Source organism: Pedobacter lusitanus (assembly GCF_040026395.1).
Classification (GTDB): domain Bacteria; phylum Bacteroidota; class Bacteroidia; order Sphingobacteriales; family Sphingobacteriaceae; genus Pedobacter; species Pedobacter lusitanus.
In genome coordinates this window covers 5,651,828-5,664,923 of sequence record NZ_CP157278.1, presented here as the reverse complement: position 1 = coordinate 5,664,923, position 13,096 = coordinate 5,651,828, and the positions used below count along the sequence as shown (strand labels likewise).

Genomic DNA, 13,096 nt, shown 5'->3' with positions numbered 1-13,096 from the left:
GCTATTCAAAAATCATCATCTATGATCATTAAGCAATCCGGTAAACAAGCCAATGGTTAGCCCACCATGCTTCGTCAAATAGCTGACCAAATAGCAAATCAACAAGTAAACCAAATAGCAAACCAGCAATTAAACCAAATAACAATCCAACAAGTAAACCAAATAGCAAACCAACAAGTAAACCAAATAGCAAATCAGCAAGTAAACCAAATAGCAAACCAACAAGTAAACCAAATAGCAAATCAGCAAGTAAACCAAATAGCAAACCAACAAGTAAACCAAATAGCAAACCAACAAGTAAACCAAATAGCAAATCAACAAGTAAACCAAATAACAATCCAACAAGTAAACCAAATAGCAAACCAGCAAATCCACCAAATCGCCAGTTTAGAGAAATAAAAAAAAACCACTACCCTGTTTCAGGCATTGTTCATTTTTAAATGAACGTCGACTGAAACAGGGTAGTGGTTTTTTTTATTTCCCCTTGAACTAAGAGACGGTAAACTTGTAGGTAATCGACTTGTCATCCCCCACAAAACTCAACCTGTGTCCCACCCCACTTTCACTCTCATAAACCTTTCCCTCAGCAAAACCTGCCAGATCCTTCTTACTTACCTGTTCAAAATAATTTTGAAAATCCTGTTGCAGGGCTTCTTCAGTTTTCGGAGATGTGGCCAGTGTCTGTTCCGGCAGTGATTTCGACTTCATTTTTTCCAGTCCTGCCATCATGATATCAAAGTACCATGAATCTGTCAGTTTCATTGCTTCAATGGCCAATCCGTCAACAAAACCCAGTAAATTATGTCTGAAGCTTGTACCTTCATCCATAAAAAACCTCAGTGCAGAAGACTTGGTCCATTCCGCTCTTTCCCCTTTATCACCATTACTGCTTACCCCATAAAAAGCGACCAGATATTCCAGTGAACCCGTGATAATTTTTTCCTCATGGTTCACATTCTGGTCAAGCACCTGCTGAGAGACACTGTTCATCAGTTTATCAAAATAAACAGAATCACCAGTAAAGCTCATCCCCGAGATTTTAACTCCCGGTAATCCTCCGCAGCCTCTGCGGGCAAGAATTCCATTCTTATAAATTTTTATATTCAGTGCTTCTTCCGTTCCCGACTTCACTGTGATTAATACCTGTTCAACTTCAGACTTATCCATTTCTTTACAATTATAATAACAGACATTAGTCTGTGCTGCGAAATTACAATTAAAATTTAGCTATAGAAGTTATATTGGTAGACTGACAAGCATTAAACACTCCTAAAGCGCCACCAGAAATATTGCTGATCGGATTTGCAGGCGTATCCCCCTCCTGACCCGTAGTTGTATTCAGTGTCCTGTAATAAGTATAAGCTCCCTTATCAATACACTGCAGTTCAACTGTCATCAGGTCACCATTATTAATCAGCGGGTTTCCAAACTTTGCATCCGTTTCATAATAAAGCTGGTTATTATAAGTTCTGCCATCAGTTGCATCATCATCTCTCACAAAAGAACCTTTCACCAAAACATTATTTACCCATTGTCTGATCCGGTAATAATTACCCTTACCAACAGGATCAGTATATTCAGGCACCATAAAAATCTTATCAGCGTCCAGGTCAAAACGTTTCGCATAAAGCTTATCCACTTTGATTGCCTTTAACGGCATGGTAGACGTTGCGATATAAGTTTTACCACTTAACCTGACCGTCATCTGGTAAGTATGACCACCAACTCCCTGCATTGAACTTGTTTCATAAACACCTGCGCTCTTATTCACCAGCGTTTCGCTAACCCCCGAAGTCATATCTTTAATTTCAACAATTGCATCATTACGGGCCGGGAAACTATTATCCCCGTCAAAGTCTTTCGACTCAGAGACACTCACCTTATAAGGTCCTGCATTAGCAGTAATCTGCCCTTCAATTACTATTCTGGTAGCTGCGCTATCCAGTTTAACATCAATAACCTTTTCACAGGCGCTAAATAAACCTGCCAATATCACTAAACAGAAAACACTAATACTGCGTTTCATCATTTTAAAATTTAAAGTTGTAAGAAATTGAAGGCACAAATCTGAATAAAGAAGTTTGTACCGCCTGTGTACGGGAACGATCATCCGGATTATCACGGAAAGTAATTGCATAAGCATTTTCACGTCCGTAAGCATTATAAAGACCAAATGCCAGCTCAGAAGAGAAATGTTTACGCTCTCTTAGTTTGCAGGTAGCACTCAGATCCAGTCTGTGATAAGCCGGCATTCTGTAAGCATTCCGTTTGGTATACAGAAAAACCACCTGATTATCCGTATAATATTTTCCGCTTGGGAAAGAAACTGCATTCCCCGTATAATAAACGAAAGTTGCAGAAAGTGACCATTTTTTATTCACTTCATACATACCTACGATAGAAATATCATGCGTACGATCCTGTCTTGCAGCATACCATTCCCCGTCATTGATCCCATCAATCATTTTCTCTGAACGCGATAAAGTATAACCAATCCATCCGGTAAGACGACCAGTCTTTTTACGCAGCAGCAATTCAATTCCGTAAGCTCTTCCCTTACCAAATAAAAGCTGGGGCTCAATTGCGTCGTTACTTCTGATATTGGCACCATCCCTGTAGTCTACCTGGTTGTTCATGACCTTATAATACGTCTCTGCGCTAAACTCATAGGCATTGTCTTTCAGATTCCGGAAATATCCCAGAGAAACCTGATCTGAGGTTTCAGGTTTGATAATATTATTCGTTGCCACCCATTTATCTGTCGGACTGCTGGTAGCTGAATTAGACAATTGATGAAGCGACTGCGTATTTCTCGCAAAAGCTACTTTCATCGAAGAGACTGTATTTAACTGATAGGCCGCAGAAAAGCGGGGTTCAAGATTCAGATAAGTCTTCACAATTTTGCCCTTCGCATAATGAAGCGTATCCACGATTGCTCCCGAAGCATCCAGATTATAGAAATTATTATCACCACCCAATACAGAGAAAGCACTCAGACGCAGTCCATATTCTATTTTAAGCCGGTCAGATGCCTTCCATTCATTATTTACATAAGCCGAATTTTCCCAGCTATGCGTAAATGGCTGGCTGTCCAGCGTAAAATCACCGCTATACTGACCAGGTTTGATGGTATGATAAGCCGAATTCAGCCCCATTTTCCAGGTATTATTCGCATTCGGATAAAAGCTGAATTCCTCTTTCAGATTCCAGTCCTTGATCTGCGAAGTGATCGAACCATTAAAAGAAGTAGAATTAGTCAGATCAATATTATAGCGGTAATCACTATAGATCAGTGAAGTATTTGAAAATAATTTAGGGCTAAACTGGTGATTCCATCTTAAAGTACCCGTTTTATTTCCCCAGTCCAGACCAAATAAGCCACCCAGTCCGAGTTTATCCTGTCCAAGATAACCAGACAGATACACCTTATCATTTTCACCAAACTGATAATTAGCTTTCAGATTCAGATCATAAAAATAAAGCGCACTCTTTTTAATCACCGTATCACTGCTGGCTTTTAAAAAAGCATCCACATAAGTTCTTCTGGCACTGATTAAAAATGAACCTTTATTTTTCACAATAGGGCCTTCAAGGGTTAATCTCGAAGCAATAATTCCGATTCCACCATTTACACTAAATTTCTGGTTATTTCCATCATTCATTTTTACGTCCATCACTGAAGAAAGACGGCCGCCATACTGTGCAGGTGTGTTTCCCTTATAAAGGGTTACATCCTTAATCGCATCAGAATTAAAAGTAGAAAAGAAACCCAGTAAATGCGAAGGATTATAAACCACAGCCTCATCCAGTAAAATAAGATTCTGATCCGCAGCCCCTCCTCTGACAAAGAAACCACTGTTTCCTTCACCAGCTGATTTTACGCCGGGTAAAAGCTGTACCACCTTAACCAGATCTCTTTCACCAAAAAGTACCGGAACCCTGTCAATCTCTTTCATGCTGAGCTTTTCAACTCCCATTTTTGCAGAGCTGACATGCTCATCTCTCGCAGCGCCGGAAATCACAACTTCCGAAAGATTATTATCCTGCGGAACCAGTGCAATCTTAAGCTGCATATTTTTTTCCAGGCTGATAGTTCTGCTATCGATGTTGTAGCCTACAGAACCAATCAGTAATTTATAACTGCCGGCTGGTGTGGTCAGTGAAAAGAATCCGTATTCATTAGAACTGGTGGACAGATTTACTGCTCCCTCCACTTTAATAGTTGTACCAATCAGCTGTTCTCCCGTTCGGGAGTCTTTAACATATCCGCTGATTGTGTATTTAGTTTGCGCATTGATTTTAAATATGGTCAGAAAAATCAGTAAGGGTATCAGGCAGAGTATTTTTATCTTCATGTAATTTTGTAGCTTTTCTAGATATACGTGCTAAACTAAATAAAATTGTATGTAGTATATGTTAAATTTTAAGTTTTATATTATCATCTTGCTTAAACACCTTTCCAGCGCGTTGTAAATTCAATCACAGCTACATCAGCCAAAATAATCTGATCCCCTTCTTTCAAAATATAACCGATTTGTGTTGAATTTAATTTATGCGTACTATCATCCGATGCCGTTCTGATTTTGGTTTTGTTTCCCGGAGGAACCCCACCTTCGTCCGCATATAATTTAAAACAGAGCTGCTCTTTATCCCATTCCAGATGTGCGTGCTGTCTGCTGATATATTTATTACTGTCCAGTTCTTCTGCTAAAAAAGCAATATTATTTATTCTGTAACTTCCATCGGCTCCCTGCACACTACTTTCCCGGCCAATATTTATCCGGTTTGTACCAGGCTTCAGGACATATTGTTCCTGTTCTGCCTTACCGGTAATGACCTTTAACATGGCCGTCGTTCCCGTCTGAGCAGCAACTGCCTGTGGCGTATTTTTCAGCAGCAATCCCAGTTTAATCTCTTTACTGCGGATAACACCGGCCGGTAATTCATCCACATAAAGAACCTCCAGCTGCCAGTCTGCCGGCAGGTCCAGTGCAAAATTATCCGCAATACGCTGTATCTCTTCCTTCAGCTTCTCCGGAGCAGCACTGTATAAAGCAGTTTCATAGACAAATAATTCTTCTGCACCGGCATTCACAAAAAGCTGCATTTTTTTCAAATGTGTGCCTTCCCCGCCATCCAGCTGCTGCAATTCTTCTTTAATCATTTGCAGCATTACTTCTCTTAAACTCTTGGCATCCAACGGATCATCCGTTTTATTCTTTTTAAAAAAATCAAACATCCCTGTATTTTTTAATTTATGCTTCTCATATATCCTTTGCTCACCAGCAAAGGAATCACTGTTTCGCCAGCTACTCTTACTGCTTCAGAGGATCCCCTGGCAGATTCCACCCGGATACAAACCACAGTATAACCCTGGCCCTTTCCATCTGGTGCAAAAAAGACATACCAGCCATCATTTACCTTTTTCTTTTTAACAATTCTTTCAGGTGTACCCGTTTTACCGGCTACAGCAATGCCAAATACACCAGCCTTACGTGCACTCTGTTCAATCATATACTGTTTTAACAGCGCAGCTGCAGCAGGATCTTTGGCCAGAACCACCCCCTGTTTTTCCTTTATCGTAGAATCACTTAACTTCAATACATAACGGTTGGGTACTAAAATACCCCTATTAGCAATAGCTGATCCCAGACGGGCAACTGCCGCAGGTGTAGCAATCAGTTCACCCTGTCCCCAGGCCATTCCGGAAATCCCGGTTGCCCTGTTTCTGTAAATATTATCCGGATTATAACCGCTGTTGAACTCTGTTCTTTTCCATAAATCGAACCAGCGTTTTTCCTGTTCCTCATTCACCTGTTTACGACCATAAAAGTAACCGCCAACTCCATGCAGGAACATGCCGGTTTTCAAATAAAGGTCCCCCATTTGTTCCTGTAAATGCTGCTGATTAGCCAATTTGATAAAATAAACATTGTTCGATTTCACAATAGCCTGTTCCATATCAATCTGACCGGTCTCATCGGGTTCAGCACCACGGGTACGTATCCGCTCGTTGGCTTTAACCAGGTAAGTCTGTTGTGCAGCCGCAAGCCCGAGTTTATTAAAACCTGCCATCGCAGTCAGTAGTTTAGCTGTAGAACCCGGCTGTGTCGCAATTGCAAAACCCGGATCAGCTGTTGTGGTCCAGGAATCCAGTTTATTCTGATCCGCCAGACTCATGGTCAGCTGTTCCCAGTTTTTTACCGGAGGTAAAGGAAAGGCAGCAGAAGCCAGCACATCTCCTGTCTTCGAAGACATCACCACTACCGAGACTCTGTTTTTACTCAATTGAGGATCATTTGCCAGTCGTGTCTGTAAATGGGTTTGCAAAGCAGCATCCACACTCAGTCTGACCTCGCGGTTGCGCTTTTTAAAAGTTTTGATTTCAGTACTGTCCAGACCGGAAATCAACAAAGATGTCAGTGCAGAATAATCCTTTTTAATCACCGTCATTTCCTTTGGCCCTCTGGGCAAAAACCGATCTTCCTTATAACGGGAAGCAATCAGCGTATAACTGGTCAGCGGCATTTTAAAACCTCTTAACTCAGCTGCATGTTCATACTCTGCAAAATAGCCATTGATCCCGCCGCTGAATACACCAGTATTAGCATCCCCTGTCCAGAAAAACAACTGTTCTTCAAACGGATAATAGCGCGTAACCCTTTTGTGTATCGCAGAATCCAGGTTATAATCAGTAACCCCGGCTTCACGCAATTGCTGAAACTGTTTTTTTACCAGTTCAGGATTACTTGTAGCCAGAATCAGTCCCGAACGGTCATATATTGTTCCCGCTTCCAGTTTTTTCATTAATATTCCGATCCGCGGATTATAGCTGAACATTCTGCTTCCACTCTTATCAGCAACCAAAGCAGGTTTAACAATCCATAATGGTGTATTAAAGCTATAACGGGATATATTAATAACCAGTAACAGAATTGCCGCACAGGCAGCAATTAACGCAGGAACCAGATTTTTATCCTGCTGCCCGGTCAGATATTTCATCTGGACAGCCGTTCCCCTTACCGACGAAACAGATAACAGAAATCCGGCGGCCACAAAATTAATCACCAGTGAAGAACCCCCATAACTCTCAAAAGGAAGAGATACCCCAGATAAAGGTAAAGCCCCTATAGATCCGCCTGCAATTAACAGAAACTGGATAAAAGTACAGATACCTATACCCGAACAGATGTAAAAAAGAAAAGGTGTGCCTGTACGCCGGCCTATAATTATCGAACGATGCAGGTAGATTAAAAACAGAATGAAAATACAGGTAATCCCTGTCCAGCCAAACTCTTCACCTATAGCCGGCAGAATCATGTCTGTATGTGCCTCAGGAATAGTTTTGGCAAAGCCTTTTCCGGTGCCCTGTCCGCTGATTCCGCCAGTGGCTATTCCCCACAGGCCATTTGCAACCTGATCACCACCATAAACTTCATTATTCCAGGCATCCTGCCAGATGGCTTTCCGGTCTGATAATCTGGCTACCGGCCCCGGAACTATTTTATCCAGATATGGGATTTTATCAATCGTTAAAAAGGCAGTGATCACAATCAGGGCCATAATCGCCGACTCGCTCATTGACTTCCGTTTTAAAACATGATACAGGACTAAAACTGCAAAAGTAATTAAAGCATCAAGCCATACATTATCCAATAACCAGGCAACCAGTACATAGAGCAGAACAAATGCTGCCATTTCCATAAAATCACCTCTCGAGAAAGAGAATAACAGGATAAAAGTAAAACAGATCACTATGGCCGGGCCAAGATCACCCAGCAGTAAAAACAGGAATAAGGTAAACAGGATTGCCGCCAGTGCAAAAGAGAAAAATGACCACCTCTTTTTCCAGCTGGAATAAGTGGCTATAAACTGTTCATTCTGCGCAAAGAAACCTGCCAGAAACAGCACCACAATATATTTAACCACCTCACTCGGCTGTACCCCCAGTAAATTCACCTTTACTCCGCTGCCTTCAGGCCCTGCACCAAACAAAAGTGTACCAGCCAGCAGAGCGATAGCCGCAGCAATCCATGGCCATCCATTCGCAGCTGAACGATCTTTAAAAATCAAAAACCGGTAAAAGCCCGAGTCAGCAGTAAATTTTTTGAGATTTAAAAACAGTAAAACACATAAACCTGCAATTCCTGTATATAAAAACCATAAGGAATCAATTGCCAGAAAACGATCTCTTACCGGGTCCTGCAAACTCAGTAAAGTCAGAAAAGACAAACCTGTAAGTAACATTAACAAGGGTAAGATGAGCTGATCTGTTTCCGGAAATTTAAAAGACAACAATAAATGGATGATGATAAAAGCCAGAAAAAACCCTCCTGTAACAGCCAGGTACCAGAATTTAAACTGCTCCGGTGTACGTACAATGAAAGCACCATCATTCTTCAGCATATTAAATTCACGTGAGGAAAGCAGGCGGATGACATGAGGCGCCTGACTAAAATTCAGCTGTTTGGAGTCGTTTAATTCCTGTACACCTTTAACCTGTCCGAATTCAACACCTGGTTTTAAAGGAATTACTTCATACGCTTTCTCTTCAGGTAACTGATTAAACTCATAATGCCCCTCAGCATCCGTACGCGCATAAGCCTTAAATGATCTGGCATCAATACTGTCCGCAGGCAGTACAGTTGATAACCTGACCAGAACTCCAGCAACAGCCTCTCCTTTATGTTCTACCTTACCTTTAATTTTTCCGCTGCCCATTCCCAATGAGCTGATTGCTGACATCACCGGAGGATTATTTTTTTCCTGGACAAAACGAGCCTCATCATCCCCGGTAAATCCAAGTAATGACCTCGATACTACCACTCTCTTTTTAAAAGCCACTCCACCATTCGTATAGGCTTCATCAGCAGTTACATTAAATTTTCTTTTATTCAGATCACCGATATTGGTGAAAGACAATCCTTTTGTTTCCTGTGCAGCAATGGCATTGCCAATGATATCAACATCCAGAGGATCTTCCAGGTAATAACCCCTGGTCAGTAATGCCTTTACTGCTTTAGCAGGTTCGGGTGCATTTAAATTCACTATCGTTCCGTCTTTCAGCCGCTGATCTACATCTTTAATCCTCCCCTGCAGCACGCCAAATAACCGGACGAATAAAATCACCAGCAAAACAGCAATCAGCCCTAAAAACAGCCGTTCCTGATTTCTTCCCTTATTTTCCGTATTTCCTTTATCCATAATTATTTCTTAGCCAGCGAATCGGCTGCATAACTGCGTTTAGATACCCTGCCATTTACATAAAACTGATCCTGGAATACAAAACCGACCTGTACAGGAAGATTGACTTTATTAAAGCGTATATTTTTCAAATCCAGCGCATTGTTATACGAGACTATTCCGGTTTGAAAATTTTCCAGCACTAGCTGATCTATCTTCACGTATTTACATTTTGGAGAAAGGATTATCGCCGGCCCTTTATAGGCAGAGTCACTTTGAAATATAATATTCCCTTTGGTTTTCAGGATGAGTGTATCCCTGTCCACAGTTAAAGGTGCACTCAGACGAACAGGTGTTTTAAACACAACATCAGCAAGTAAAAGTGTATCTCCCTTTAGTTTCAGCAAGGTATCCCTGATCATTTTTTCCTGTACATTGAAGCCGGGTTTTAATGCTGTGACCGGAGCTATCCCCGGCTGATTGAGTTTTGTTCCTTCAGCAGTATGGTAAAAAAACAACCAGACAGTAGTTCCTAAAAACAATAAACATAAAGCAGACAGTAAAAAAATCAATCCTTTAGTACTCTTTTGTTTAGGCTGGAATGGCTGAGGCGTGGTTTTAACTGTATCCTTTACCGGTTCAGTTAAAGCAGAGCTAACCGGCCGCTGAATTTTCGCAGCTTTTTCTCCTCCCGGAGTTCCATAAACCACAGGCGCTTTATCATTTTTAGCCAGTACAACGGTGATATTATCTTTCCCCCCTGCACGATTGGCCTCCTCTATCAGTCTTTCAGCTTTGACACTCAGGTTCTCTGAGCCACTAAGTACCGCGGTGATCAGCGCCGCATCTACCAGATCCGTTAATCCGTCACTGCAAATCAGCATCATATCGCCAGGTAAAAACGGGGAAGATCCGGTTTCAAAATAAGCATCCGTCATCCCCTGCCGGCTTGCCAGTCCCAGGGCCTGATTAATCTGGTTACGTTTGGGATGCTGCATCGCAGCTTCTTCTGTTAAACGTCCTGATTCTTCCAGAAAACCAACAAAAGACTGATCATGGGATATTTTAATCAGCGAATGATCTCTGAACAGATAAAGCCTGGTATCGCCAACATGGATGTAATGAAACAAATTATGCTGTCTGTCTACTACCGCAAGCGTCGCCACACAGGCCATATCCATCAGATCCAGATCGCCCTGCTTATGGGTAATAATCTGTTCATTAGCCAGATAAAAAACCCTGAGCAACTGACTGATCAAATCCGGCTCAACTGTTGCCAGTTCTCTTAAAACAACTTCTTTTGTCAGTGCCGCCGCAATTTCTCCACCGGCATAGCCACCAACTCCATCAATCACACCCGCAATCATGAATTTGTTATCCATTACCTCATATGCAATGAATTCATCTTCATTATTCTCTCTTACCTTACCGGCATCAGTAATTCCAAATAAACGATCAGCCATTATTTCTGCGATTTTTTAATATCTCTAAAGTGCCATACCAGCAGCAAAATTCCTATAGCCAGCAGCCCGGCTGATAAATAATTAGTCATCCGGATTTAAGGTTTAAATATGTTAATCCCGATGATACCATTCAGTAATATCTTTGAATTAAAAGGCAGCTCCACCCAGTCCGGAGCATTCACCTCACTGCGGTAAACTTCAACTTCATTCACCATAGTTTTTTCACCAAAGGAAGCCAGATAAAATTTACCTTCAGCTTCACTATATCTGATCGTCAGATGCGGTGTATTCACCCAGTCGGACGGAATAGTAAAAATATGAGGTTCCTTTCTGTTTTCATCCTTACCCGAAACCACTATTTCAGGACTGGTCATCAGGTACTCCAGTTTTTTACCTCTGAAATTCTGATCCGGCATAATCGTTTCCAGGCGGGCCAGTACTTTATCAGACTTGCGTTTCACCAGTTGTGCATTCTCCAGATCCATAGCATAAGGCAGTTCATAATACCCCTCACTGTAATAAGTGAAACCATTTAAAATATCCTGATTCACATCCAGCGTTTCTGCAATTCCGGTTTGGCGCGGAATAAAAGTAACCCTTAAATTCTCTTCCTTTTTAGTACTTCCTGGCAGTAATTTCCCAATAAACCCTTTATCTCCACGCTGATAATCAGGATGAGAAGCCAGCCTGAAAACCCATTTGGAACTTGAAGGTTCAACAGTTTTACCCATTTTACGGTACTCTTTCAGAACTTCATAAAACTGGTTTACTGATTCATGTACAATGATTCCGAACAAACCCTGTTTATGTTCCAGAAACTCTTTATAATCCTCTTCATTAAAACAGATAATGTATTCATGATAGAATACGATACGGTTGGCAAAGGATAACTGACCTATAGATTCTTTGAATTTATCGAGTATATATTTATAAACTTCATCGGGTGTTAAACCTTTGACTGCTTTTTTTGCTTTACTTTTTTCTGTCGGAAGAAACCAGTCCTGCAGACCCGTTTTTTTCCAGAAAGTTGACTTTTCTGCCATTTTATTCCTGTTAATTTATTAAAAATGAAGCGTGGTATCCAGATTCATTGTACTGGTATCCTGTTGAGTTTGCGGCACAGGTTTAAGCTGTATCGGCGGATTTGTAGTTGTTCCGCTGTCATTTAATGAATCCCGCTCCTTATCCCAGCTATATCCTTTATCTTTATTATCCTGATTGTTCTGATCCTGTTTAACCTTTCCCTTAACCGGCAATACCTTTGTAACGGGTTTGGCCGGTTCTTTAAACAGTAAAAAATAACTCAGTAAAGCAATCATCAAAACTACACCTGCCGATAAAACATAAAATACCGGTTTAGAGATAGCGATTACACCTGTATCCCTGACAGGCTTTCCTTCCTGTGCTTCCTGATAATGTAAAAGCAAAGTCTGTAACCGTTCATTTTCCATTTGCAGTAAAGAAATACCGGCTGTATCAGCTACTGTATTTCCCGTAGCCGCAACACCGCTGTTTACTATAGCATACTGCAGCTCCATCCCATTCCTGTATCTTGATCCGGGTACTTTTTCCAGACATTTTGCAATAATATGCAGCAACCATTCCGGCACCTGCATTTCATGTGCTGTTTTTTCTGCCGACCAGCTTTCCGGTATATGCTGTTTTCTTAGGGTCAGCAAATCAGGAACAGGCAATTCCAGATGACCGACCAATACATCATTACGGGATTTCTGCCCGTTATCCAGTAAAGGAAAAGGAACCTGTCCGGCAAGCAATTCATACAGAATTACCCCATAACTGTAAATATCCGTTTCAAAAAGCATTTGCCCTTCGCTTTGCTCAGGTGCCATAAACTCAATGGCTCCGGCGTGGCGGATACTGGTTCTGCGCTGTTCATCAGACATTGCTGACAAGCCAAAATCCAGCAGCACATAATTGCCTGTATGAATATTAAACTTTACATTATTACTCTTAATATCTCCATGTTTCACGGCAACTTTATGACAATGTGCCAAAGCATTTGCCAGATGATCAGCTACCTTAATCACCTCCTTGACCGTAAATATTTTATCATGGGGTTCTTTCAGCAATTCTTCCAGATCGGGCCCTTCAATATATTCCATTTCTATAAATGGAAATGACCCGCTTTCTGTAATTCCTGAATTTAAGATTTTAACAATATTAGGATTAGGCTCCTCATTTACTTTTTTCAGTTTCTCCACTTCATTCCTGAAACTCCTGAAATTTTTATCTTCAGTACTTTCTGTATGAACCGGTGTCGGTAATAATTTTACCGCCGTAATAACAGGACCAAAACGTCTTCCCTTATAAACTGAACCCTGGCCACCGGTGCGTAGTGCACCCATATTTTCCAGACCTTCAGTAATCGTAAATACTTTACTCATTTAAGCTAAATTCAACTCTGTGTGTCAGGTAAAATTACTACAATT

The 13,096-nt window shown here is 41.2% G+C and carries 9 protein-coding genes; all 9 read right to left on the bottom strand.

Annotated features, from left to right (window positions below; genetic code table 11):
- Positions 1–28: 28 nt before the first annotated feature.
- Positions 29–337, bottom strand: a complete 309-nt coding sequence (locus tag PL_RS24335; RefSeq protein WP_348620586.1) for a hypothetical protein — start codon at positions 335–337, stop codon at positions 29–31.
- Positions 338–489: 152 nt separating this feature from the next.
- Positions 490–1,167: a hypothetical protein gene (locus tag PL_RS24330; protein WP_041878302.1), complete on the bottom strand. Its 678-nt coding sequence runs from the start codon at positions 1,165–1,167 to the stop codon at positions 490–492.
- 49 nt (positions 1,168–1,216) lie between these two features.
- Positions 1,217–2,029, bottom strand: a complete 813-nt coding sequence (locus tag PL_RS24325) for a DUF4249 family protein (protein WP_052496046.1) — start codon at positions 2,027–2,029, stop codon at positions 1,217–1,219.
- A gap of 1 nt (position 2,030) precedes the next feature.
- Positions 2,031–4,355 carry a TonB-dependent receptor gene (locus PL_RS24320; protein ID WP_041878304.1) on the bottom strand — a complete coding sequence of 775 codons (2,325 nt, stop codon included), beginning with the start codon at positions 4,353–4,355 and terminating at the stop codon, positions 2,031–2,033.
- A 92-nt stretch (positions 4,356–4,447) separates the two neighbouring features.
- Positions 4,448–5,239 (bottom strand): FHA domain-containing protein, encoded by a 792-nt coding sequence (locus PL_RS24315; RefSeq protein WP_041878306.1) that lies wholly within the window; start codon positions 5,237–5,239, stop codon positions 4,448–4,450.
- Between the two features lie 11 nt (positions 5,240–5,250).
- The gene (locus PL_RS24310) at positions 5,251–9,204 is read right to left on the bottom strand and encodes an FtsW/RodA/SpoVE family cell cycle protein (protein ID WP_041878308.1); all 3,954 of its coding nucleotides are present in this window, start codon (positions 9,202–9,204) and stop codon (positions 5,251–5,253) included.
- Positions 9,205–9,206: 2 nt separating this feature from the next.
- On the bottom strand, positions 9,207–10,646 hold the full coding sequence (locus tag PL_RS24305; RefSeq protein WP_052496047.1) for a PP2C family protein-serine/threonine phosphatase: 1,440 nt from the start codon (positions 10,644–10,646) through the stop codon (positions 9,207–9,209).
- 95 nt (positions 10,647–10,741) lie between these two features.
- The gene (locus tag PL_RS24300; protein ID WP_041878310.1) at positions 10,742–11,689 is read right to left on the bottom strand and encodes a hypothetical protein; all 948 of its coding nucleotides are present in this window, start codon (positions 11,687–11,689) and stop codon (positions 10,742–10,744) included.
- A gap of 18 nt (positions 11,690–11,707) precedes the next feature.
- Positions 11,708–13,051 carry a serine/threonine protein kinase gene (locus PL_RS24295; protein WP_082035807.1) on the bottom strand — a complete coding sequence of 448 codons (1,344 nt, stop codon included), beginning with the start codon at positions 13,049–13,051 and terminating at the stop codon, positions 11,708–11,710.
- Between the last annotated feature and the right edge of the window lie 45 nt (positions 13,052–13,096).

Bases quoted from the DNA above. Each gene is read 5' to 3' on its own strand.
- PL_RS24310 (WP_041878308.1), bottom strand. From the start codon at position 9,204: ATGGATAAAGGAAATACGGAAAATAAGGGAAGAAATCAGGAACGGCTG.
- PL_RS24325 (WP_052496046.1), bottom strand. From the start codon at position 2,029: ATGATGAAACGCAGTATTAGTGTTTTCTGTTTAGTGATATTGGCAGGT.
- PL_RS24330 (WP_041878302.1), bottom strand. From the start codon at position 1,167: ATGGATAAGTCTGAAGTTGAACAGGTATTAATCACAGTGAAGTCGGGA.
- PL_RS24295 (WP_082035807.1), bottom strand. From the start codon at position 13,051: ATGAGTAAAGTATTTACGATTACTGAAGGTCTGGAAAATATGGGTGCA.
- PL_RS24315 (WP_041878306.1), bottom strand. From the start codon at position 5,239: ATGTTTGATTTTTTTAAAAAGAATAAAACGGATGATCCGTTGGATGCC.
- PL_RS24300 (WP_041878310.1), bottom strand. From the start codon at position 11,689: ATGGCAGAAAAGTCAACTTTCTGGAAAAAAACGGGTCTGCAGGACTGG.
- PL_RS24320 (WP_041878304.1), bottom strand. From the start codon at position 4,355: ATGAAGATAAAAATACTCTGCCTGATACCCTTACTGATTTTTCTGACC.
- PL_RS24305 (WP_052496047.1), bottom strand. From the start codon at position 10,646: ATGGCTGATCGTTTATTTGGAATTACTGATGCCGGTAAGGTAAGAGAG.